At 71.8% G+C, this 23,566-nt stretch carries 19 protein-coding genes and 1 pseudogene; 11 read left to right on the top strand and 9 right to left on the bottom strand.

All coding sequences use genetic code 11. The features are described 5' to 3' along the window. Nucleotides 1-22 precede the first annotated feature (22 nt). The 4 genes from ABT336_RS04780 to ABT336_RS04765 all read right to left on the bottom strand — a co-directional run bounded on the left by ABT336_RS04780 (nt 23) and on the right by ABT336_RS04765 (nt 3,339). Nucleotides 23-445, bottom strand: coding sequence for an ankyrin repeat domain-containing protein (locus tag ABT336_RS04780; protein WP_350895151.1), 423 nt, complete (start codon nt 443-445; stop codon nt 23-25). Between the two features lie 30 nt (nt 446-475). After that, entirely contained in the window at nt 476-808 is a 333-nt protein-coding gene (locus tag ABT336_RS04775; RefSeq protein WP_350895150.1) for a YnfA family protein, read from the bottom strand. 36 nt (nt 809-844) lie between these two features. Further along, nucleotides 845-1,987: a magnesium and cobalt transport protein CorA gene (locus tag ABT336_RS04770; RefSeq protein WP_350895149.1), complete on the bottom strand. Its 1,143-nt coding sequence runs from the start codon at nt 1,985-1,987 to the stop codon at nt 845-847. Nucleotides 1,988-2,235: 248 nt separating this feature from the next. Beyond that, nucleotides 2,236-3,339, bottom strand: a complete 1,104-nt coding sequence (locus ABT336_RS04765) for a magnesium and cobalt transport protein CorA (protein WP_350895148.1) — start codon at nt 3,337-3,339, stop codon at nt 2,236-2,238. Nucleotides 3,340-3,483: 144 nt separating this feature from the next. On the opposite strand from ABT336_RS04765, the gene ABT336_RS04760 reads away from it, so the two are divergent. Continuing rightward, nucleotides 3,484-5,538: an APC family permease gene (locus ABT336_RS04760; protein WP_350895147.1), complete on the top strand. Its 2,055-nt coding sequence runs from the start codon at nt 3,484-3,486 to the stop codon at nt 5,536-5,538. Nucleotides 5,539-5,610: 72 nt separating this feature from the next. Here the strand turns inward: ABT336_RS04760 and ABT336_RS04755 are convergent, their stop codons facing one another. Continuing rightward, a complete protein-coding gene (locus ABT336_RS04755; RefSeq protein WP_350895146.1) occupies nt 5,611-7,152 on the bottom strand; it encodes a glycosyltransferase family 2 protein in 1,542 nt (513 codons plus the stop codon). 238 nt (nt 7,153-7,390) lie between these two features. Here ABT336_RS04755 and ABT336_RS04750 point away from each other — a divergent pair, with 238 nt between their 5' ends. Further along, nucleotides 7,391-8,290: an SDR family oxidoreductase gene (locus ABT336_RS04750; protein ID WP_350895145.1), complete on the top strand. Its 900-nt coding sequence runs from the start codon at nt 7,391-7,393 to the stop codon at nt 8,288-8,290. A 120-nt stretch (nt 8,291-8,410) separates the two neighbouring features. Then, the gene (locus ABT336_RS04745) at nt 8,411-8,830 is read left to right on the top strand and encodes an ATP-binding protein (protein WP_350895144.1); all 420 of its coding nucleotides are present in this window, start codon (nt 8,411-8,413) and stop codon (nt 8,828-8,830) included. A gap of 41 nt (nt 8,831-8,871) precedes the next feature. On the opposite strand, the gene ABT336_RS04740 is transcribed toward ABT336_RS04745, so the two are convergent. From ABT336_RS04740 to ABT336_RS04725, 4 genes are read right to left on the bottom strand one after another with little or no spacing between them, the layout of a single operon-like run. Beyond that, the gene (locus tag ABT336_RS04740) at nt 8,872-10,680 is read right to left on the bottom strand and encodes an IucA/IucC family protein (RefSeq protein ID WP_350895143.1); all 1,809 of its coding nucleotides are present in this window, start codon (nt 10,678-10,680) and stop codon (nt 8,872-8,874) included. After that, nucleotides 10,677-11,261, bottom strand: a complete 585-nt coding sequence (locus tag ABT336_RS04735; RefSeq protein ID WP_350895142.1) for a GNAT family N-acetyltransferase — start codon at nt 11,259-11,261, stop codon at nt 10,677-10,679. The genes ABT336_RS04740 and ABT336_RS04735 overlap by 4 nt, the downstream gene beginning before the upstream one ends. Continuing rightward, nucleotides 11,258-12,550, bottom strand: coding sequence for a lysine N(6)-hydroxylase/L-ornithine N(5)-oxygenase family protein (locus ABT336_RS04730; RefSeq protein WP_350895141.1), 1,293 nt, complete (start codon nt 12,548-12,550; stop codon nt 11,258-11,260). The genes ABT336_RS04735 and ABT336_RS04730 overlap by 4 nt, the downstream gene beginning before the upstream one ends. A gap of 31 nt (nt 12,551-12,581) precedes the next feature. After that, nucleotides 12,582-14,147, bottom strand: coding sequence for a pyridoxal phosphate-dependent decarboxylase family protein (locus ABT336_RS04725; protein WP_350895140.1), 1,566 nt, complete (start codon nt 14,145-14,147; stop codon nt 12,582-12,584). Between the two features lie 193 nt (nt 14,148-14,340). Here ABT336_RS04725 and ABT336_RS04720 point away from each other — a divergent pair. The 8 genes and pseudogenes from ABT336_RS04720 to ABT336_RS04685 all read left to right on the top strand — a co-directional run. Beyond that, a pseudogene (locus ABT336_RS04720) lies at nt 14,341-16,392 on the top strand (penicillin acylase family protein); the annotation flags it as partial. Continuing rightward, nucleotides 16,390-16,938, top strand: a complete 549-nt coding sequence (locus ABT336_RS04715) for a GNAT family N-acetyltransferase (protein WP_350895172.1) — start codon at nt 16,390-16,392, stop codon at nt 16,936-16,938. The pseudogene ABT336_RS04720 and the gene ABT336_RS04715, both read left to right, overlap by 3 nt. Before the next feature lie 183 nt (nt 16,939-17,121). Beyond that, nucleotides 17,122-18,396, top strand: a complete 1,275-nt coding sequence (locus tag ABT336_RS04710) for an ATP-grasp domain-containing protein (protein ID WP_350895139.1) — start codon at nt 17,122-17,124, stop codon at nt 18,394-18,396. Next, complete coding sequence (locus ABT336_RS04705) at nt 18,393-19,286, top strand: hypothetical protein (protein WP_350895138.1); 894 nt, start codon at nt 18,393-18,395, stop codon at nt 19,284-19,286. Before ABT336_RS04710 ends, ABT336_RS04705 begins: the two co-directional genes overlap by 4 nt. Next, complete coding sequence (locus ABT336_RS04700) at nt 19,283-20,359, top strand: PLP-dependent cysteine synthase family protein (RefSeq protein ID WP_350895137.1); 1,077 nt, start codon at nt 19,283-19,285, stop codon at nt 20,357-20,359. Before ABT336_RS04705 ends, ABT336_RS04700 begins: the two co-directional genes overlap by 4 nt. Further along, nucleotides 20,356-21,471: an enolase C-terminal domain-like protein gene (locus ABT336_RS04695; protein WP_350895136.1), complete on the top strand. Its 1,116-nt coding sequence runs from the start codon at nt 20,356-20,358 to the stop codon at nt 21,469-21,471. The genes ABT336_RS04700 and ABT336_RS04695 overlap by 4 nt, the downstream gene beginning before the upstream one ends. Then, nucleotides 21,468-22,733 (top strand): MFS transporter, encoded by a 1,266-nt coding sequence (locus tag ABT336_RS04690; protein ID WP_350895135.1) that lies wholly within the window; start codon nt 21,468-21,470, stop codon nt 22,731-22,733. Before ABT336_RS04695 ends, ABT336_RS04690 begins: the two co-directional genes overlap by 4 nt. Then, nucleotides 22,730-23,551 (top strand): class I SAM-dependent methyltransferase, encoded by an 822-nt coding sequence (locus ABT336_RS04685; RefSeq protein ID WP_350895134.1) that lies wholly within the window; start codon nt 22,730-22,732, stop codon nt 23,549-23,551. The genes ABT336_RS04690 and ABT336_RS04685 overlap by 4 nt, the downstream gene beginning before the upstream one ends. Nucleotides 23,552-23,566: the final 15 nt, after the last annotated feature.

Raw genomic sequence — 23,566 nt, 5'->3', positions numbered from 1 at the left:
GCCTCCGGTCCGCGGGCGAACCTCACCGGTCGGTACGGGCTCCAGCCGCGCGCAGCACGGCGACGGTCTCCGGATGCGGGCCGAGGAGTGCCCAGGTCAGTGGGGAACGGCCGAGGCCGTGATCCTCCCGTAGGCCGGGGTCGGCCCCACCGGCCAGCAGTGCCGATACCGTCTCGTGGTGTCCCCAACAGGCAGCGGCGCAGAGTGGCGTGCCCTCCGTACCGTGGCCACTCTCGCGGTCCGGCGACGCACCGGCGGCGAGCAGGAGCCGTACGACAGCGACCTCGTTCTGCACCGCCGCCGCGTAGAGGGCAGTGGTCCCCTCGACGTCCACCGCGTCCGGATCGACACCCGCCCTGAGCAGGTCTGCGACCTGACCGGCCGCGCCGGAACGGGCCGCCTCGACGAGCCGACGCCCGAACTTCCTTCCCCGCCGCCGGTTCACCGATCGATCCCTGCTGACAAGGTGCCCTCCCTAACCCCGGGGGGCGTACATGATGATGGCGACGCCGAGGAGGCAGACGGCGGCACCGGTGAGGTCCCACCGGTCCGGCCGGAACCCGTCCATGACGACGCCCCAGGCCAGCGACCCGGCGACGAAGACCCCGCCGTACGCGGCCAGCACCCGGCCGAAGTTGGGGTCGGGTTGGAAGGTGGCGACGAACCCGTACGCGCCGAGGGCGATCAGTCCACCGGCGATCCACCACAGGCCACGGTTCTCCCGGAAGCCCTGCCACACCAGCCAGGCACCCCCGATCTCGGCGACGGCAGCGAGGGCGAACAGCAGGAGCGAGCGCAGTACTGTCACCTGCCGGACCGTACCGTGTCGGGCGGGTGGCGTCGGTCAGAGCCAGTTGCGGCGCTTGAAGATCAGATAGAGGGTGCCGCAGACCATGCCCATCATCGCCACCGCGAAGGGGTATCCGAACCGCCAGTGCAGTTCGGGCATGAGGTCGAAGTTCATCCCGTAGACGGTGCCGATCAGGGTGGGGGCGAACAGGATCGCCGCCCAGGAGGAGATCTTCTTGATCTCCTCGTTCTGTTCGTAGCTGGCCGCGGTGAGCGCCCGCATCTCCTCGTTCTGCTGCTGGGAGACGAGGGTGGCGTTCACTGTGAGCATGTTCTGCAACAGGTGCCGGAACCCGTCGACCCGCTCCACCACGTGGGTCAGGTGGTCCGCGACGTCCCGGAGTCGGCGTTGGAGTTCGGTGTCGGTGCCGTACTTGGTGTATCCGGCGGCGAGGTTGTCCAGGACGCCGAGGAGGGGGCGGGCGGCCCGCTGGAACTCGATCACCTCGCGGCTGAGTTCGTAGATGCGTCGGCTGACCTTCGGGTCGCCGCCGAACACCTCGGTCTCGATCTCGTCGATGTCGTTCTCCAACCCGGCGACCACCGGGGCGTACCCGTCGACCACCTGGTCGAGGACGGCGTAGAGGACCGCCTCCGGGCCCCGAGCCAGCAGACCCGGGTCGGACTCCATCCGACGTCGCACGGCGGCCAGGTCGGGGGCCTCACCGTGGCGGACGGTGATCACGAAGTCGGGGCCGATGAACAGGTGCAGTTCGCTGAACTCGACGTGCTCGCGGGAGTCGACGTACCGGGCCGCGCGGAGGACCACGAAGAGGGTCTGGCCGTACCGCTCCAGCTTGGGGCGTTGGTGGGCGGTGATCGCGTCCTCGACGGCCAGGTCGTGCAGCTTGAACTCACGGGCCAGCGAGGCGATCTGACCGGCGTCCGGGCGGTAGAGGCCGATCCAGGCCATCGCCCCGTCCTGCTCGTCCAGGCACCGGTACGTCTCGGCGAGGCTCTCCGGGGACGCGTACCGCCGCCCGCCGGTGTAGACGGCGCTGTCGACAAGTCGGCTCTCGGCGGTGGTCCTGACGTTCACCGGTACGGCGGGACGGGGTCGGGGTGCGACGACGGTACCGCTGTTGCCCCACCGTCCGAGGGCGTTGGTGAGGGCGAACGCGCGCAGCTTGGCGGGCATGGGGGACTCCTCGGCCAGGGGTGACGGGATGGTCCGCCCCTGGGCCGACGGCAGGTCAGTCGGGGGTGCTCGCGGGGGCGGCGGTGGTCGTCGAGTTGGTACTCGGAGGTTCGCTACTCATGGCGTGACCACCTCCCCTCGCGTCGTCCCACACACACCGACCCGCACCGATGGCGAGTGCGCCGCGCGAAAGCTTAACCCGCCTTCGCGTCGACTCGTCCACCGCCGTAGCGGAATTCACCTGCCCGTCACAACCACCCCCGTCGCTTGAAGATCAGATAGAGACTGCCGCAGACCAGTGCCATCAGCAGCAGCGCCAACGGGTAGCCCAGTGGCCAGTGCAGTTCGGGCATGAGGTCGAAGTTCATCCCGTAGACGGTGCCGATCAGGGTGGGGGCGAAGAGGATCGCCGCCCAGGCGGAGATCTTCTTGATCTCCTCATTCTGTTCGTAGCTCGCCGCGGTGAGGCTGCGCATCTCCTCGTTCTGCTGTTGGGACACCAGTGTCGAGTTCACGGTCAGGATGTTCTGCAACAGGTGCCGGAACCCGTCGACCCGTTCCACCACCTGGGTCAGGTGGTCGAAGACGTCCCGCAGTCGCTGCCGTACCTCCTCGTCGGCCCCGTCCGGCGCACCCCCGGTGACCAGCCCGTCCAGCATCCCGAGGAGGGGGCGGGCGGCCCGCTGGAACTCGATCACCTCCCGGGTCAGCTGGTAGATGCGGCGGCTGGCGTTGGGGTCGCCGCCGAACACCTCGGTCTCGATCTCGTCGATGTCGTTCTCCAGCCCGGCGACCACCGGGGCGTACCCGTCGACCACCTGGTCGAGCACCGCGTAGAGCACCGCCGCCGGCCCCCGGGCCAGCATCTGCGGGTCGGACTCCAGTCGGCGTCGTACCGCCACCAGGTCGGGGGCCTCACCGTGCCGCATGGTGATGACGAACCGGGGGCCGAGGAAGAGGTGCAGTTCGCTGAACTCGACCACCTCCCGTCTGTCGACGTAGCGGGCGGCCAGGAGGACCACGAACCGGGTGTCTCCGTACCGTTCGAGCTTGGGCCGTTGGTGGGCGTTGACGGCGTCCTCGGCGGCCAGTTCGTGCAGCTGGAACTCCCGGGCCAGCGAGGCGACCTGCACCTCGTCCGGCCGGTAGAGCCCGATCCAGGCCATCGAGCCGTCCCGCTCCTGAAGACACCGGTACGTCTCGGCGAGGCTGGCCGGGGAGGCCTGTCGCCGACCGGAGGTGTAGACGGCGCTGTCGACGAGTCCCCCGGGCTCGGGTGGGTCGGCGAAGAGCGGGTGGGTTCCGTGTTCGTCGAGCCAGCGCCCGAATCCACCGGTCGACGGCTCGGTCATCACCGTCTCCCTCCCGCGAACCACCGGCGAACAGTCCGCGAACCTCCCGCGAACGAGACGGCTGCCACCGGCTCGGCACCCCACCCACCTGCTGATTCTCCCCGCATCGGCGGATCGGGTGGCGACATCCGGCGCATACTCACGGTGACCGGGCCGGTACGACGGGGGCAGCGGATGGGTGCGGGTTCGCGGATCCCGACGGCTCCCCGTCGGCTCCGGTCGCTGCGCGCCTGGCTGCTCACCCCACCGGATGTGGGTCCCGCGCGCCATCCCGGCCCGTTGGCGGCCGCGCCGCAGACCCGCCGTCACCCCTGGTGGCGGGTGATGTGCCTGACCGGGGTGGACTACTTCTCCACCCTGGGATACCAGCCTGGGATCGCGGCGCTGGCCGCCGGGGCGCTCTCCCCGGTGGCCACCCTGGTCCTGGTCCTGGTGACCCTGCTCGGGGCGTTGCCCGTGTACCGGCGGGTGGCGGTGGAGAGCCCGCACGGCGAGGGGTCGATCGCCATGCTGGTCCGGTTGCTCTCGTACTGGCAGGGCAAGCTGTTCGTGCTGGTCCTGCTCGGGTTCGCGGCGACCGACTTCATCATCACCATCACCCTGTCGGCGGCGGACGCCACCGCCCACCTGGACGAGAACCCGTTCTGGCCGACAGCGTTGAAGGGTCACGAAGTGGTGGTGACCCTGGTGCTGGTGGCGCTGCTGGGGGCGGTCTTCCTCATGGGGTTCAGTGAGGCGATCGGGGTCGCAGTGGTCCTGGTCGGGGTGTACCTGACTGTGAACGTCGTGGTGATCGGCGACGCGTTGCGGCGGGTGGCCACCCATCCCGGTGTGTTCGCCGACTGGTCGGCAGCGTTGACCCGGCAGCACGGTGATCCGCTGTTGATGGTCGCGGTGGCGCTCCTGGTCTTCCCCAAGCTGGCGTTGGGGTTGTCGGGCTTCGAGACGGGGGTGGCGGTCATGCCCCACATCCGGGGTACGCCCGGCGAGCCGGAGGCCCGCCCGGTGGGGCGGATCCGGGCGGCCCGTCGGCTGCTCACCACCGCCGCCGTCGTGATGAGCGTCTTCCTGGTGACCAGCAGCGTCGTCACCACCCTCCTGATCCCGGCGGAGGAGTTCCGGCCGGGTGGGGCGGCCAACGGGCGGGCCCTGGCCTACCTGGCGCACGAGAACCTGGGGCAGGTGTTCGGGACCGTCTACGACGTCTCCACCATCGCCATCCTGTGGTTCGCCGGGGCGTCGGCGATGGCCGGGTTGCTGAACCTCGTCCCCCGTTACCTGCCCCGGTACGGGATGGCGCCCACCTGGTCCCGGGCGGTCCGGCCCCTGGTCCTCGTCTTCACGGCGGTGGCCTTCCTGATCACGATCGTCTTCGGTGCCAGCGTCGACGCCCAGGGTGGGGCGTACGCGACAGGGGTGCTGGTCCTGATCACGTCGGCGGCGACGGCGGTGACCCTGTCGGCGCACCGACGTCGGCAGACCGGCCGCCGGTTCGCCTTCGCCCTGATCACTGCGGTCTTCGTCTACACCACCGGGGCGAACGTGGTGCAGCGCCCGGACGGTGTGAAGATCGCTGCGTGTTTCATCACCGGGATGCTGCTGATCTCCCTGCTGTCCCGGTTGTCCCGCGCCTTCGAGCTGCGGGTGGACGCCGTCGACCTGGACCCGGAGGCTCGGCGGATCGTCGACGAGGCCGCCCGTCGGGGGCGGATCCGGCTGGTGGCGCACCCGGTGGCGGACCGGCGGCCCGAGGCGTACCGGGAGAAGACGGCCGAGACCCGGGCGGACCACGAGATTCCCGGCGACGCCGACCTGATCTTCGTCGAGGTACGGGTCACCGACCCGTCGGACTTCGAGACCAGCCTCCCGGTCCGGGGCAGGACGGTCGGGGACGGGACGGTCGGGGACAGGACGGGTGAGGACGGGACGGGTGAGGACGGGACGGTCGGAGCCGGGTACCGGGTGCTGGCGGTGGAGAGCACCTCGGTGCCGAGTGCGTTGGCGGCGCTGCTGCTGCACCTGCGGGACCGGACCGGCCGCCGCCCCCACGTCTACTTCTCCTGGACCGAGCAGGGGCCGCTGGCGAACCTGCTGCGCTACCTGGTCGTCGGCCGGGGCGAGGTGGCGTACGTGACCCGGGAGATCCTGCGTCGCCAGGAGCCGGACCGGTCCCGTCGCCCCCACGTCCACGCCGGCTGACCGGCCCGCCTCCGCCACGCACCCGTCGGCTGACCCGGGTCCGCCTCGGCCGACGACCGGGGCGGGCCGTGGTCAGCCGGTGCCCACCCCGAGGAGTCGGCGGATCCGGCGTCCGATCCGGGCCTGCAAGGGGACCCTGGGGGGCGCGGGCGGTGTGGGGGGCGTCGGAGCGACCCCGTCGGCCGGCACCTTCACCGGCTTCGGCAGCCGGGTGTCGAGGGTCCACCCACAGTTGTGGATCCGGGCCTTGAGCACCCAGGTCCCCTCGGTCCGCCCACCGTTGAGGGTGGCGAAGTCGATCCGGGTGGTGCTGCGGTGGACGAGGTGGAACGCCCCGGGTGGGCCGTCCGGCGCGGGGATCCGCTCGGTGCGTGACTCGACGGGCAGGAAGACCTCCTCGCTGGTCTCCTTGCGGAGGGCGACGAGATCCATCTTCGCCGCGGCGACCTGGGCGGTGGCGTCGGCCCGGTCCGCGTCGACCTCGGGCACCGGGAGGGTCAGCAGGTCCCGGCCCTCGTCGTGGACGAAGGTGACTGGTTGTTCACCGGAGACCAGCCCACCGGAGACCTCGACGGTGAGGACCGTCCCGTCCAGGTCGCGTCGGTCCAGGGTGGCGGTGGCGCGGATGCCCGTCTCCCACTCGGCCAGGGCCCGCAGGTCGCCGAGGCGGCCCTGCTCGGCGAGGTACGCCACCACCCGCTGGCGAGGTGGCAGCCCGGCGGCGACGCCGGGCGCGAAACGGTCCCGGATGATGTTCCGGACCTGGTGGGCAACCTTCTCCGTCCACTCCTCGGGGGCCTCCAGCAGCGCCTTCCCGGCGAGCCTGTTGACCATTTCGTTGCGCAGCCAGCGGCGGTGCAGTTTGTCGCGCAGCGGTCCGGGTCGGGTGTACCTGTCGACGACGTCGAGCGCCTCACGGAGGTTGGTGTAGTAGCCCTCCGGATCGAGCCGGGTGGCGGTGACGTTCCCCGCGTCGGGCCGCCGGAAGTGGTGGTAGCAGGCGTAGTCGGCGAGTACGCAGATCCGGCGGGCGACGAAGTACGACCTGACCACCATGACGTGGTCTTCGAGCCGACGTCGCCCCTCCGGGAAACGGATGTCGTTGTCCAGCAGCATCGACCGTCGGAACAGCTTGTGACAGGTCATGCTGTCGATCAGGGGGGCGTTCTCCAGGGTCGCGTCGAACCGGTTCCTGCGGAACAGCTCCCGGGGCACCCCCCGTCCGTGGCCGACCATCTTGCCGATGACCATGTCGGCGTCGTACTCGTGGGCGCAGGCGTGAAGACGTTCCAGGGCCTCGTCGCCGAACCAGTCGTCGTCGTCGGCGAAGAAGACGTACTCGCCCCGGGCCTGGTCGACGCCGAGGTTGCGGGGGCGCGACGGCCAGCCCGAGTTATCGATGTGCAGGACCCGCATGTTCGGTTCGGTGGCGACCAGCTCGTCGAGGCGGGCCGGGGTCTCGTCGGTGGACCCGTCGTCGACGAACAGGACCTCGAACTGGTCCCGAGGCATGGACTGGCGCTGTAGCGAAATGATCAATTTCTCGATGTACGGCCCGGGGTTGTAGGCCGGCACCACGACACTCACCTTGGGCTCGTTGGCTGTGATGGTCATGCTCTCTTCCTGAGCAGTGGTCGTCCTCACCCAGGAAGACGATCGTCGAAGGCGAACGGTTGCGGTGCCTCACTCAGACTATTCCCGTTTTGACGCGGAATCCGCCTCCCATCCGTCGGTGGGAGTGGCGACCCGCCCCCGCAATGCCGGACGGAACCTTCCTCCCAACCTGATTGATCCGGTCCCGACGGGGAAGTTTTCCCAGCACGGACGGGCAACTTTCTCGCGGAGGGATGAAATGGCTCACAACCAGTTTCAGCAGCAGGATCCCAAGGACCAGTTCCGCTCCCCGGACGAGCAGACCGGCGGGCAGCAGTCCCCGCCGGGCCAGACGGGCAAGATGCCCGACACCCCCGACCACGGGGAGCAGAGCTACCGGGGCAGCGGTCGGCTCACCGGCAAGCGGGCCGTACTCACCGGCGGGGACTCCGGGATCGGCCGGGCGGTCGCCATCGCGTACGCCCGGGAGGGCGCCGACGTCCTCTTCACCTATCTGCCCGAAGAGGAGGAGGACGCCCGGGAGACGGCACGGCTGATCACCGAGGCCGGACGGACGGCGGTGCCGGTGGTCGGTGACATCCGCGACGAGGGGCACTGCCAGGACGTGGTCAAGCGGGCTGTCGCCGAACTCGGCGGCGTGGACATCCTGGTCAACAACGCCGCGTACCAGATGGCCCAGGAGGGCGGCATCCTCGACATCGACACCGAGCAGTTCGACAGGGTGCTCAAGACCAACCTGTACGCGATGTTCTGGCTGACCAAGGCGGCCGTACCGCACATGGGCGAGGGGTCGGTGGTCATCAACACCGCCTCGATCCAGGCGTACCAGCCCTCGTTCCAGCTGTTGGACTACGCCACCACCAAGGCGGGGATCGTCAACTTCACGAAGGCGCTGGCGGAGAACCTGGCGGACCGGGGTATCCGGGTCAACTGCGTGGCACCGGGTCCGATCTGGACCCCGTTGATCCCGGCCACCATGCCGGAGGAGAAGGTCGAGTCGTTCGGCGGCGACACCCCGCTGGGCCGGGCCGGTCAACCGGCGGAACTGGCCCCGGCGTACGTCTTCTTCGCCTCGCAGGAGTCCAGTTACATCACCGGTGAGGTGCTCGGTGTCACAGGCGGCAAGCCGCTCCCCTGACCGACCCCGACGCGGCGGTCGCGGGGTGTCGCATTCCTGACCGACCTGCTGCCGACAGGCATGGATTCCGGCTGGTCAGGGTAATTGATCGACATGGGCACGCTCCATTTTTCCGCACCGATGGTGAAGGCCGTCGAGGTGCACCAGTGGCGACTGACGACCGGGGCGGAGCTTCGTGAACTACGCGCCTCCCTGCACCGCACGCTGACCGGCAACCAGCTCCTCGACGGGGAGAAACTGGACGACGTCCCCGAGCAGATGGCGTTGGTGGCGACCGAACTCGCCACCAACGCCCTGCGGCACGGGCTGCCGCCGACGATCGTCACGCTCTTCAGCGCCGACGAGTGTCTCCTGCTGGACGTGGCCGACCACGACCTGGGCACGGTCCCGGAGTTGGCAGACACCCGCCCTGCCGAATCCGGCGGACGGGGTCTTCTCCTGGCCCGTCAGCTCTCCCTCGACGTGGGCTGGTACGCCACAGCGACCACCAAGCACATCTGGGCGACGTTTCCGCGCCGCGCCGACAGACCGACCCCCTGACCGGTGGGGCCACCCCGGCCATCCGGGGCGGCCCCACCGGGTCACCGGGGGCGGTGCGGTGCGATGGGGTTGGCGAGGGAACCGACAAGTTGCAGGGCGGCCGACGGGTCGGCCAGGTCAACCATCTGCCGGTTGTTGCGCAGCTGGAGCCGGTTGAGGCAGGAGAGCGCGAACTCCTCGGTGAACAGGTCGTAGCGGGTCAGCCGGTCGGCCAGGTGGGGCACCCGGTCCCGGTAGGCGGCGGCGCACTCGGCGACGGTCCGCCAGAACTCGTCCTCGGCGAGCACACCGGCCTCGGTGAGGACCGCGTTGAGGTGCCGCAGGAAGCAGTCGAAGACGTCGGTGAAGATCGACAGCAGCCGCTCCTCCTCCGGGACCCGGACCTGGATCCGGCCGACCAGGGGTGGCAGCTCGACATCGGGGTCGAAGACGACGATCTCCTCGGCGATGTCCTTGAAGATCACCCGCTGCACCACCCCGCCGTCCAGCACCAGGATGACGTTCTCGCCGTGCGGCATGAAGGCCAGGTCGTGGGCGTAGAAGGCGTGCAGGAGCGGAGTCAGGTACGCGTCCAGGTAGCGCCGCAGCCAGTCGGCCGCCGGCAGTCCGGACTCCTCGATCAGCGCCGCCGTCAGGGACCCGCCCGCCCGGTCGGTGTGCAGCAGGGAGGCCATCGTGGCCAGCCGCTGCCCCGGCTCCAGGCCGGGCACCGGGCTCTCCCGCCAGAGCGCCGCCAGCATCTTGCGGTACGGGGAGTACCTGTCGGTGGCCGCCTCGTACTGCCTGTTGCGGTAGCCGACGGCGGCCCGTTCCCGCAGGATGGTCAAACCGGTGGACCGGAACACCTCGTCGGCGGCGATCAGGTCGGCGAGCCAGTCGTTGATCGCCGGGGTGGCCTCCATGTACGCAGCCGAGAGCCCCCGCATGAACCCCATGTTCAGCACCGACAGGGCCGTCTTGACGTAGTCCCGGTGCGGGTTGGTGGCGTTGAAGAAGGTCCGCACCGACTGCTGCGGCAGGTACTCGTCGGGCCCCTCACCGAGACAGACAAGGTGCCGTCGGGCCACCTCACCGGCGAAGGTCACCGACAGCTTGTGGAACCACTGCCAGGGGTGCACCGGGATGAGGTGGTGGTCGTCGAGGTCCAGGCCGAGGTCGGCCAGGGTCCCGGCGAAGTGCTTGAGGGTCTCCTCGCCGAGTTCCTGTCGCAGGAAGGTGGAATGGTCGAGCTCGGTCGAGCAGGTGAAGACCGAGTGGTCACGGTGGGCGGCCAGCCAGATCAGGCGTACCGGCTGGGCGGCCTCCGGCGCGTACCGGTGCTGGTCGTGGCTGCCGTACCCGAGTCGGCCGTTGTTCGCCACGAAGCAGGGGTGCCCCTCGGTCATCCCCGACTCGATGCTCTGGAAGTCGGCCCGCGCCAGGGCCGACGCGTCCACTGCCGGCTTGTGCTGCTTGAACGCCCCACCGGCCAGGGTGGCGCTGATCTCCTCCAGGTAGACCGGGAGGATCTCGTCGGTGAGGCCGAGCGCGCCGCGCAGCTCGGTGCAGAACTCGACGGCGTCCAGCGGCAGTTCGACGCCGTCGCGGTGCCGGGTGAGGCTCGCCAGGTCGATCTGCCAGTGCTCCAGGGCGAGCAGCCGGGCGGTGAACCGGTAGGTGACTGTGGCGTCGTCGCTGCGGACCTCGTACCACCGAGGGCCGAGGTCGGGGTCGGGGTCGGCGGCGGCGACCGGGGTGGGGACGATCAGGCGTTCGTGGGCGAACTCGGCGAGCGCCTTGCGGACCAGGTGCCGGTTCGCGGTGGCCCAGTGTTGGGGGGTCAGGTGGGCGACGGCCTCGACCGGGTTCACGCCGGTACTCCCTTCTGCCCGACGGCGGCCGTGAAGGCCGCCCGGGTGGCGGTACTGAGCAGGGCTTCCTTGGTGGGCAGGGTGACGGTTCCGACGACGGTGAACCCGACGGCGGCGTTGAGGGCCTGGACAGCCTTGTTGTCGACGTCCGGCTCGACCACCACCCGGCGCACCGAGGGGTCGGCGAAGAGCCAGGTCATCACCGTGGTGATCACCGCCCGGGTGAACCCGGGGACCGGCTGGTCGGTCGGGGCGCAGAGGAAGTGCATCCCCACGTCTCCCTCCTGCCTGTCGTAGCGGCCGACCAGCTCCACGTGCGCCGGGTCGTACCGCTCGGCGAGGAAGGTCGGTCGCCCCCGCCACAGCCCGAGGTACGCCTCGTGGTGCGGGTGGTCGGCGATCCGCTGGTACTCGGTGACGACGGCGTCGAGGTCGGCCTCCTGCATCAGCCAGTACGCGGCCTTCGGGTGGGTCACCCACCGGTGCAGCAGCACGGCGTCCCCCACCGGGTCGAGGGTACGCAGTGCGAACTCACCGAGCCGGGGGTCGGTGTGCCGGAACACCGTCGCCCCGGCGGTCACGACGCCTCCCCGGACGGGGCGCCGAACTCCTGGAAGGCGATGTTCTTCTCGATCGGGTAGTGCTCCCGCCCGAGCAGGTCCCGGATGATCGACGAGTTCCGGTACGGCCCCATCCCCAGGTCGGGTGAGGTGACGCTGTGCGTGTGGGTGCCACCGTTCTGGAGGAAGACGCCCCGGCCGGTCTGGTCGACGCTGTAGTTGCGGGCCACGTCGAAGCGGCCGTGCGAGTCGAACCGGAGCCGGTCGGTGATCCCGGCCAGGAACTCGGGAACCTGGTAGTGGTAGCCGGTGGCCAGGACCAGCCCCTCGGTGTCCACTGTGAAGTCACGGCCCTGTTCCACCTGGCGCAGGCCCAGGGTGTACCGGCCGTCGCCGTGGACGGCGCTGGTGACCTCGGTGTTGGTGAGCAGCCGGGTGTCGACGGGCCCGGCGATGCTGCGGGCGTAGAGCAGGTCGTAGATGTCGTTGATCAGATCCGAGTTGATCCCCTTGAACAGGTTCTTCTGTTCGCTCTCCAGCCGGTACCGGGTGGGCTCGGGCAGACCGTGGAAGTAGTCCACGTAGTCCGGCGAGGTCATCTCCAGGGTCAGCTTGGTGTACTCCAGCGGGAAGAACCGGGGCGACCGGGTCACCCAGGTCAGCTGGTAGCCGTGGGCGTCCTGGTCGGTGAGCAGGTCGTGGTAGATCTCCGCAGCGCTCTGCCCGCTCCCGACCACCGTCACGCTGCGCCGGGCCCGCAACGCCTCCCGGTGGGACAGGTACGCCGAGCTGTGCACCACGTCCCCGTCGAGGTCCCGGCAGGACGGCGGCAGGTACGGCGGGGTGCCGGTGCCGAGGACCAGGTGCCGGGCGGTGAACGTGGCCTGTCCACCGGTCGCCGTCACCGTGGCGGTCACCGTGTAGGTCTCGTCGGCGTCGTCGTACCGCACGTCGGTGACCTGGTGGCCGAAGCGCAGGTGCGGGAGCTTCCCGGCCGCCCACCGGCAGTAGTCGTTGTACTCGGTACGCAGCGGGAAGAAGCTCTCCCGGATGTAGTACGGGTACAGCCGACCCTGCTCCTTGAGGTAGGCCAGGAACGAGTAGGGCGAGGTGGGGTCGGCGAGGGTGACCAGGTCGGCCAGGAAGGGGGTCTGGAGGCGGGTTCCGGCAAGCAGCATCCCGGGGTGCCAGTCGAAGTCCGGCCGGGCCTCCAGGAACACCCCGTCGAGGTCGTCGAGGGGTTCGGTGAGACAGGCCAGGCCCAGGTTGTACGGGCCGAGCCCGATGGCGACGAAGTCGTGGGTGGACATGGGGTGCTCCAGACGCGAGGGGCGGGTCATCTCAGACGTGGCAGGTGAGGGTGGCGGCACGCTGCTGTCGGGCGTACCGGCGGGCGTGCCCGGCGAGCAGGTCCAACACGTAGGCGACGTCCGCCCCGGTGGTCTCCGGGTTGAGCACCGTGAACTTGAGGTACTGCCGGCCGTCGACGACGGTCCCGGCGACCATTCCCGCACCGGAGGAGGCGAGGGCCTCCCGGGCGAACCTGTTGGCGGCGTCGGCGAGGTCGTGGTCGGCGTCGTCGACGGGTTCCCCCTCGCCGGTGTCGGGCAGCCACCGGAAGACCACTGTGCTGAGCTGGGAGCGGGTCACCACCTCGAAGCGCGGGTCGGCGTCGAGCATCCGCCACGCCTCGGCGGCCCGGTCCAGCACCTCGTCGAAGAGGTCACCGAGGGCGTCCGGGCCCATGACCCGGAGGGTGAGCCAGAGTTTGAGCGCGTCGAACCGTCGGGTGGTCTGGAGGCTCTTGTCGACCTGGTTGGGGATGCACTCCTGCACTGTCCACGCCGGGTTGAGGTAGTCGGCGTGGTAGGTGGCGTGCCGCAGGGCGGCCCGGTCGCGGACCAGCAGGGCGCTGGCGGAGACCGGCTGGAAGAAGGACTTGTGGTAGTCGACCGTCACCGAGTCGGCCCGCCCGATGCCGTCGAGCAGGTTCCGCCGGGTCCGGGAGACCAGCAACCCGCAGCCGTACGCGGCGTCGACGTGCAGCCGTACGCCGTCGGCGGCGCAGGCGTCGGCGATCGCCGGGAGGGGGTCGATCGAGCCGAAGTCGGTGGTGCCGGCGGTCGCCACCACCGCCATCACCACCAGGCCCTGCTGGTGGCACCTGTCGAGTTCCCGGCGCAGCGCGCTGGGGTCCATCCGGCGGGTGGCGTCGGTGCCGACGGTGATCACCGCGTCCGGGGCGAGTCCGAGCAGGGTGGCCGCCTTCTGGACGCTGAAGTGCCCGGCGGCGGAGGCCAGGATCCGCAGCCGGGGCAGGAGGTCGGCTCGGGTGGCCGGCCCGGGTCGGTCGGCTGCGGCCCGGGCGCAGGCCTCCTCCCGGGCGATCAGCAGGGCCTGGAGGTTCGACTGGGTGCCGCCGCTGGTGAAGACCCCGTCGGCGGTGGGGCCGAAACCGATCCGACCGGCCGTCCAGTCGATCAGGCGACGTTCGATGAGGGTGCCGCCGGCGCTCTGGTCCCAGGTGTCCAGGGAGGAGTTGACGGCGCTGAGGATGGCCTCGCCGAGCAGGGCCGGGAGCACCACCGGGCAGTTGAGGTGGGCCAGGTAGCGGGGGTGGTGGAAGTAGACGGCGTCCCGCAGGTAGAGCTCGTCGAGTTCGTCGAGGGCCGCGGTCGTCTCACCGAGGGGTGCGTCCAGGTCCACGGCGGCGATCTGCGGGGCCAGCTGCGCCGGGGTTATCCCGGTGAAGGGTTTGTCGGTGCCGGCTATCCGTGTGGCGACCCTGTCGACTCCGGCTGCCAGGACCCGCCGGTACTCCGCCACCGTCCCGTCGTTGAAGAGGTGCTCGCGGCCGTCGGCCGGATGGATCGGTGCGTTCTCGACGGGCTCACCGGGATGGCTCATGGCAGGTCCTCCACAATCTACAGTGGACAAACGGTGCCCGGCGCCGTCCCCGGACGCATCGACCGGGCCCTGCTCCGGGCGACACCTCGCGATCGACCGGGGACGACCTGCGATGGCGACTTAGGTTAACCTAACCTAATCACCTGTCAATACTTCTCGCCACTCGAACACACCGGAGCCCACACTGTCTGTCATCGCCGATCGGGTGTTCCGGGACCCCTGGGGCGTCCCCCACCTCCGCGCCGAAGACCACCTCTCACTCGCGTACGCCCAGGGAAGGGCCACTGCGCTGGACCGGGCCTGGCAGCTCGAAGTGGAGCGACACCGCGCCCAGGGCAGTAGCGCAGCGTTCCTCGGCGTCGAGGCCGTGCAATGGGACACATTCGCCAGGCAGGCCCGCCTCGTCGACACCGCCCGCCGGTGTCACGCCGACCTCGACCCGGCCACCGCCGCCTGGGTGGGGGCCTACGTGGACGGCGTGAACGCGGGGCTCGCCGAGGGTGCCGCGCGGGCTCCCGAGTTCGCCGCCACCGGTGTCGTCCCCGGGCGGTGGGAGCCGTGGACCCCCCTGACGCTGTGGTTGTCGCACCACATCCTCTTCGCCGGGTTCCCGAGCAAGCTGTGGCGCGAGGAGGTGGCCCGACACCTCGGCGACGGGGCACTCGACCTCTTCGCCGCCGACGGGCCGGTGAGTGCCGGAAGCAACGGCTGGCTGGTCGCCGCCGGGCGGACCGCCACCGGGGCGGCGCTGATCGCCGGTGACCCGCACCGGCTCAGCGAGGACCCGAACGTCTACCAGCAGGTCCGGCTCGCCTGCCCGGAGTACGACGTCGTCGGCTTCGCCGTGCCCGGCGTCCCCGGGATCGCCCACTTCGGGCACGCCGGATCGGTGGCCTGGGCGATCACCAACGCGATGGCCGACTACCAGGACGTGTACGCCGAACGTCTGCGGCGCGACGGCGACGGCGTCCAGGCCCTCGGCCCGGACGGCTGGGCCGAGGCGCACGTCCACGTCGAGACGATCGAGGTGGCCGACGCCGACCCGGTCCGGATCGAGGTCGTCGAGACGGCACGCGGCCCGGTCGTCGTCGGTGGGCCGGACGGCGTCGTCGACGAACGGCACGGGTCGAACGCCGTCAGCCTCCGCTACCCACCCCGGGTCCGGGGCGACCTGGGCTTCGACGCACTCCCCGCCCTGCTGCGGGCCCGGACCGTCGGCGACGTCGACAGGGCCCTCGACGGCTGGGCCGAACCGGTGAACGTGGTCCTCGCCGCCGACACCGACGGCGGGCTCCTGCACCGGGTCGCCGGGGCGGTACCGGTCCGCCACCCGGACAACCGACGACGGGTCGTCCCGGCCTGGGACGCCGGACACGCCTGGCAGGGCTGGCACACCACGATGGCGCACGCCGAGGTCGACGGGGTCGCGGTGATGGCCAACCAACGCGGGATCGCCACCGGGTACGGCGTGGAGTTCGCCCCGCCGTACCGGGCCGACCGGATCCGGCACCTGCTCGACGCGGGCACCGGGTGGACCGCCGACCGGATGGCGGGGATCCACACCGACACGTACCTCGCCTCGGCGGAGCCCCTGCTCGCCCGGCTCGCCGCCCTCGACGGGCTCGACCCGGCCGCCACCGCCCTGCGGGACCGGCTCCTGCGCTGGGACCGCCGGATGGACGCCGACAGTGCCGACGCCGCCGCGTACGCCGCCGTCCGACACGCCGTGGTACGCCGACTCGCCGCCCGACCCGCGTTCGCCGGGCTGGCCGGGCCGCTGCCGTACCCGGAGATCTTCCGGCCCTGGCTGTCGCTGACCTCCCGGGTCGGGTACGCGCTGGCTCCGCTCCTGGCCGACGACCGCCTGCCCGACCTGGACCGCGACGGTGCCCTGCGGGCGGGGTTGACCGACGCCGCCGCCGACCTGGACCCGACTGTGACGTGGGGGGACGTGCACCTGGTGAACCCGTGGCGGGTGCCGGTGACAGTGGCGGCCGAGCGGTTCCCGGGGATCTCCGGTGACCACGACTGCGTCCTCGCCACCTCAAGCGTCCCCGGGGTGACCGACCACGCCCTGCGGGTGCCGGTGGCCCGGTACGTCTGGGACCTCGGCGACAGGGGGGCCGGCGGGTGGGTGGTGCCGTTCGGGACGTCCGGCGTCCCCGGCGACCCGCACCACCGCGACCAGCTGCCCCGCTGGGTGGCCGGGGACCTGGTCCCGGTGGTCACCGACTGGGCCCGGCTGCACCTCTGCACGGACCTGCCCGGCTTCGGGCGGGTGACGATCAGACCTGTCGACCCGGTCGCCGACCTGGACGTGATCCACTCCTGGGTCGTCCAGGAGCGGGCCCGGTTCTGGGGGATGCGGGACCTGGACCGGGAACGGGTCGGCGAGATCTACGCGTACCTGGACTCGTTGGACACCCACCACGCGTACCTGCTGCACCGGGACGGGGTGCCGGTGGCGTTGTTCCAGACGTACGAGCCGGAGCACGACCCGGTCGGCGAGGCGTACGACGTGCAGCCCGGAGACTTCGGCATCCACCTGCTGATCGGCCCGCCGTCCACCGACGGGGTGGAGCCCGGATTCACCGGCACCCTGCTGCGGGTGTTCCTCGACTTCGTCCTGGCCACCCCCGGCCGGACCCGGATCGTCGCCGAGCCGGACGCCCGTAACGCCAGGGCCGTCGCCCGGTTCGTCGGTGCCGGTTTCGTCCTCGGCCCGCAGATCGACCTACCGGAGAAGCGCGCCCAGCTCGTCTTCCTCGATCCCACCACCCTTCCCGGCTGAGGTCGGCCGGACCCTCTCGTCAGGTCCACCGGCTGTTCCCCACGGCCCCTTCGGTGCTCACCGCACCGAGGGGGCCGTGACTTTTTCCACCCGGCGTTCCCGACGAGAAACCGTCGAGGTTCTTGCCAACGAAAATCGTTTCCATAAGGATGGGGGTGCCTGGGGAGGCGGACGGGAGACGAGATGGGCCATCTGTTGGTCGTGGAGAGCTGGGTGGGCGCGATGAGCGCCCTGCTGCCGAGAGCCGTGCGGGAAGGAGGACACCGCTTCACCTTCCTGACCCGGGACCTGCACCACTACCTGCGCACCACCCCTGCGGGCACGACCCACCCCCTGCTGGCGGCGGAGAACGTGCTCACCACCGAGACCAACGACGTACCGGCGCTGTTGGCCCACGTGTCCCGGCTGCACGAAACCTTCCGGTTCGACGGTGTCCTCACCTCCTGCGACTACTACCTGGGCACCGTCGCCCGGGTCGCCGCCCACCTCCGGCTCCCCGGCGCCGCCCCGGAGGCCGTCGAACGGGCGTACCGCAAGGACCTGGCCCGCGCCGCGCTGCGCCGGGCCGCAGTGCCGGGGCCGGAGTTCGCAGTGGCCCAGGGGTGGGCCGAGACGGTCACCGCCGCCGAGGAGATCGGATATCCGCTCGTCGTCAAGCCCGTCGACCTCTGCGCCGGGATGCACGTGCGGCGGGTCGACGACACCGCCGGACTCAGGGCCGCCTTCGACGCCCTGGCCGACTTCCCGGTCAACGCCCGTCGCCAGCCCCGGGTCCCCCTGATCCTGCTGGAGGAGCTGCTCACCGGCCCGGAGGTGAGCGTCGAGACGGTCACCTCGGCCGGTGTCACCACAGTGGTCGGAGTGACCGGAAAACGGCTCGCCGGGGCACCGTGGTTCGTGGAGAGCGGCCACCTCTTCCCCGCCGACCTGCCACCTGAGGTCGGCCGGGCCGCCGCCGACACCGCCGTCGCGGCCCTCGCCGCCGTCGGCCTCGACCACGGGGTGGCCCACACCGAGCTGCGGTTGACACCGGCCGGTCCCCGGGTCGTGGAGATCAACCCTCGGCCCGCCGGAAACCAGATCACCGAGCTGATCCGCCGGGTCACCGGGATCGACATCCCGATGGCGTACGCGCAGCTCGCCCTCGGCGAACAGCCGGACCTCACCCCCACCGACACCGGGGTACGCAGCGCCGCCATCGCCTTCCTGCTCCCGCCCCGGGCCGGAACGGTCGCGGAGATCACCGGGGTCGACCGGGTGACGGCCGATCCCCGGGTGGTCGACCACTCCCACAAGCCCGCCGGACACCGGACCGACGACGCCAGCAGCAACAACAGCTACCTCGGGCACGTGACCACCGTCGACACCTCCGGCCCGGGTGCCCTCGACGTGGCCGAGGACCTGGTCGCCGGCCTCGACGTCCGGTACGCCGACGAGCTGACCGGGGTCCCCGCGTGACCGCCCCGACCACTGCCGGTACGCCCCGACCCGCCGACCCGACGACGGGTCCGACACCTGCGGGTACGCCGATCGGGCAGAACCCCTACCTGTCGGTGGACGACCTGCGGGCAGCGGTGTCGGCCTGTCGACTCGGCCCCGACCCGACGGCCACCCGGGTCGACGTCGGGTTCGTCACCAGACAGGGCGCCCGGCACGCCGGGCGCAACCGGGCGTACCGCAACGAGGTGCTGAGTCTGCGGGTCGGGGCGGCCGTCGGCTCCTGCGCCGTGGAGCCGGGGGAGCTGCCCGACGACGTCGCGTACGACTGTGTCGGGGCGACCGTCGCCGACCTGCTCACCCACCCGCTCACCCCGGTCCGGGTCGCGGCGCTGGACGCGTACCTGATGGCGGCCCGCCCGCACGGGGAGTCCGGCGCGGAACCGGTGGTCCTGTCCGCCGGGACGTCGCTCGCCAAGTCGACGGCGCGGGCCGCCTCCGTGGTGGACCTCCTCCGGGTCCGGCCGCCGACAACGGTCCTGGTGGTCGGGGTGGTCAACTCCCTGCTCGCCGCGCTGCGCGGGCGAGGGCTGCGCTACCTGCCCTGCGACCGGGTCGGCGGGGTCACCGAGTGGGGCGAGCGGTGTCACAGCGACCCGATGCCGCTGCTCGACGCGGCGGGGGCGCTGCTGGTCTCCGGGATGACGGTGGGAAACGGGACCTTCCAGCCGCTGCTGGAACACGCCCGGGACACCGGCAAGCCCCTCGTCGTCTTCGCCCAGACCGGCAGCGCGGTGCTGCCCCGGTTCCTCGGTGCGGGGGTGACCGGCGTGTCGGCGGAGCCCTACCCGTTCTTCTGGCTCGACGGCGGCCCGACCACACTGCACCGCTACCGGACGGTGCCGGCATGAGCGCCCCGCACCTGCTCACCCTGGTCGGCCGGACCCCGGTGACGTACGTGGAGGCACCGCTGCCGTACCGGCACGGCGGGTTCTGGGCCAAGGTGGAGTGTGCCGGGCCGGGCGGGATGAAGGCCCGTTCGGCGGTGGCCATGCTGACCGCCGCCCGTGCCCGGGGAGAGCTGACCCCGGGTGCCCCGGTGGTCGAGTCGACGAGCGGCACCCTCGGGATCGGGCTCGCCTTCGCCGGGCAGGCCCTCGGCCACCCCGTGCACCTCGTCGTCGACCGGGAGCTGGAACCCTCGATGCGGGCCCTGCTCGGGGCGTACGGGGCCCGGCTGGAGATCGTCGACGCACCCGACCCGGTGGGTGGCTGGCAGCGCGCCCGGCTGGACCGGCTGGCCGCCGTACGGGCCGGGATGCCCGGTTCGTGGTGGCCGAACCAGTACCACAACCCGGACAACGCCCACGGGTACGCGGGCCTCGCCGACGAGGTGGCCGGACAGGTCGACGAGGTGGACGTGCTGGTGTGCAGCGTCGGCACCGGCGGGCACAGCGCCGGGGTGGCCCGGGCGCTTCGCCGCCACTGGCCGCACCTGCGGCTGGTGGGCGTGGACACCGTCGGCTCCACGGTGTTCGGCCAGCCCGCCCGGCCCCGGCTGATGCGAGGGCTGGGCAGCAGCATCCACCCGGGCAACGTCGACCACTCCGCCTTCGACGAGGTGCACTGGGTGGGGCCGGCCGAGGCGGTGGAGAGCTGCCGCCGGTTGGCCCGGTACGCCTTCGTCACGGGCGGGTGGAGCACCGGGGCGACCGCCCGGGTGGCCGCCTGGGTGGCCCGGACCGAGCCGGGGTCCCGGGTCCTGGCGATCTTCCCCGACGGCCCACACCGGTACCTGGGGACGATCTACGACGACGGGTGGTGCGCCCGGCACGGCCTCCTCGGCCCGACCCGGGGACACCCGGTGGAGATCGGGCATCCGTGGTCGGTCGAGGTGACCCGGTGGAGCCGCTGCCGCACCGTCCTCGACCCGCTCCGGTCCACGCCCCGCACTCCCGCCGAACGCAGCGAGGTGGCGGCATGAGCGAGCGCAGCGGGCGGATCATCGACGCTCGGGGGACGGGCGAGCGCAGCGGGCGGATCGCGGTGTGGTGGTCGGGGTATCCGCTGGTACTACGCGAGCCGCTGCGGATCTCCCGGTCCAGCATGGCGCGGCGCGACGCGGTGGCGGTGCACCTGGGACACGCCGGGCACACCGGCCACGGGGAGGTGGTGACGAGCGGTTTCCTCGGGCTGGAGACCGACCGGATCCACTCCCACCTGACCCGGCTGGTCGACCGGGTCGCCGGGTACGACGCCCCGGAGGCGCTCCGCGCCGACCTGCCGACGGTCACCGCCGACCTGCATCCCGGTGTCGCCGCCGCTGTCGACGCCGCAGTGCACGACCTGCTCGGCAAGCTGACCGGGGTGCCGGTGCACCGGCTGGTCGACGCCCCGGAGCCGGGGGCGGTGGGCACCGCGTACACAATCGGGTTGGTCTCTGCGGCCGAGGCGGGGACGGCCGCCGGTCGGCTGGCCGCCGCCGGGTTCGGGGTGTTGAAGGTCAAGGCCGGGGACGCGCACGACCTGGACCGGGTCGCTGCGGTCCGCGCCGCCGCCCCGGACGTCCGGCTCCTGCTCGACCCGAACGGCGGGTGGACACCGGAGGAGGCAGTCCGGCGGCTGGAGGCCCTGGCCCGGCACCGGCTGGACGCTGTCGAGCAGCCGATCGCCGCCGGTCGGGTCGACAGGCTGGCCTGGGTGGCCGCCCGGACCCCGGTCCCGGTGGTCGCCGACGAGGACGCGGCCACCGAGGCCGACGTGCCCCGGCTCGCCGGTGCGGTGGCCGGGGTGAACGTGAAGCTGGCCAAGTGCGGGGGGATCGGGGCCGCCACCCGGATCGTCGCCGCCGCCCACGCCCACGGGATGGACGTCATGCTCGGCTGCCTGGTCGCCAGTTCCCTCGGCATCGCCCCGGCGCTGCACCTCGCCGGGTACGCCCGCTGGGTCGACCTGGACGGCCATCTCCTGCTGGCCGAGGACCCGTGGACCGGCATCGGTGGCCACGACGGGGTCCTGCGCCCGGGGGACGCCCCCGGGCTCGGTGTCACGTCCCGGCTGACCGGTCGGGTCGCCCCGGCGGGGGTGACCCGGTGACAGCGACCTGGCGCACGCTGCGCAGCTTCCCGACGGCGATCCAACTCCTGGTGGTCAACCAGTTCGGGGTGAACGTCGGGTTCTACCTGCTGCTGCCCTTCCTGGCCGGGTACCTCGCCGACGACGTCGGGCTCTCCGCCGCGCTGATCGGGTTGATCCTCGGGGTCCGCAACCTCAGTCAGCAGGGGCTGTTCCTGCTCGGTGGCACCGCCGCCGACCGGCTCGGGTCCCGAGGCGTGATCATCGCCGGTTGTGCGCTGCGTACCGTGGGATTCGGGTTGTTCGCGGTCGGGGTGTCCCTGCCGGTGCTGCTCGCCGCCTCGGTGCTGTCCGGGCTGGCCGGGGCGCTGTTCAACCCGGCGGTCCGGGCCTACCTGGCGCAGGCCGCCCCGGAGCGGCGGGCCGAGGGGTTCGCCCTGTTCAACGTGTTCGCCAGCGCCGGGTCCCTGGTCGGGCCGCTGCTCGGCGGGGCACTACTGCTGATCGACTTCCGGGTTGCCGCCCTCGGCGCGGCCGGGGTGTTCGCCGTGCTCACCGTCGCCCAGGTGCTGGTCCTGCCGCCGCAGCCGAGGGTGGCCAGCGGGCAGAGCGTGCTCGGCGACTGGCGGGAGTGCGTCACCGACCGCCGGTTCATCGCCTTCACCCTCGCCCTGAGCGCCCTGTACGCCTCCCAGAACCAGCTCTACCTGGTGCTGCCGGTGCAGGCCGAGCAGGCCACCGGACATCCGGGGGCGGTCGCTGCGCTCTTCGTGGTCTCCACGGTGGTGACCCTCGCCTGGCAGGTGCCTGTCACCGCCGCTTTGCAGCGGCACCTGGCCCGGGGGCCGGCGATCGCGTTGGGCCTCGCCGTCCTGGGCGGCGGCTTCCTCCTGCCGCTGGTCTCGCTGCCCGGCCCCGCCCCGGTCCGGCTCCTTCCGGTACTGGGGGCCGCGCTGCTGCTCGCGGTCGGGGTGATGATCGCCCAGCCGTTCGTCCTGGAACTCATCCCGGCGTTCGCCAGGGGCGGGTTGACAGGCACCTACTTCGGGTTGTTCTACCTGGTCTCCGGGGTGGTCGCGGCGGTCGGGACGGCGGCCGTGGGCCGGGCCATGGACGACGCGACGACCACCACTGCGGTGCCGGCGGTGGCCTGGCTGCTCTGCGCCGGGCTGGGCCTGGCCTCGGCGGGGTCGGTGTGGCTGCTGCACCGCGCCGGGTGGCTCACCCCCCGCCCGGCCCCGGCCGCACCGGCACCCGCCGTCGCCGGGGAGGTCAGGCAGTGACCGGACCGACGGTCGTCTCGGCGAACCTGCTCACCGACAACCCTGAGCTGTACGAGGCACAGTTCCCCGACCCGGAGCACCGGGCCGCCCGGTTCGTCGCCGACCTGGTCGACAGGTACGCCCCGGGGTCCGGCCGACGGCTGCTCGACGTGGGGTGTGGCACCGGACGCGACGCCGGGCACCTCGCCGGGTCGGGCTGGGCGGTCACCGGCATCGACGTGTCGGAGCGGATGCTCGCGTACGCCCGGGACCGCCACCCGGGCGTCCGGTTCGTCGCCGCCGACATGCGCGGGTACGCCCTCCCCGGCCCCTTCGACGTGATCACCTGCCTGGACAGCGCCCTGCTGTACTGCCACACCAACGCCGACCTGACCGCCTTCCTGGCCCGCTGCCACGCGCACCTGACCCCGGGTGGGCTGCTCGTGGCCGAGATGCGCAACGGGGCGTACTTCCTCGGCGGCGGCACCGACCTGCTCGACGGGGAACGGACCCGGACGGTGCACTGGCGCGGCACGCCGTACACATCGCACACTCTGTTGTGGATCGACCACTGTGAGCAGTTGCTGCGACGGAGGCGGACGTGGACCTGGCCGGGTTGCCCGCAACCCCTGGTGCAGACCTCTGCCTGGCGGCTGCTCTTCCCGATGGAGCTGCGACACCTGCTGGACACCGCCGGCTTCGACGTACCGGCCCTCTTCGACACCCCCGGCCCGCGTACCGACCCGGCGTGGCACGCCGGGGCCGCCGTGGGCACCGGACTCACCGGCGACCGGCTGCACCTGGTGGCCCGCCGCCGCGCCGACGGCGAAACCCGCTGACCGGCCGACCCACCC

Source organism: Micromonospora sp. NPDC000207 (assembly GCF_040300925.1).
Classification (GTDB): Bacteria; Actinomycetota; Actinomycetes; order Mycobacteriales; family Micromonosporaceae; genus Micromonospora.
This window is presented reverse-complemented; position numbering and strand designations above follow the sequence as displayed.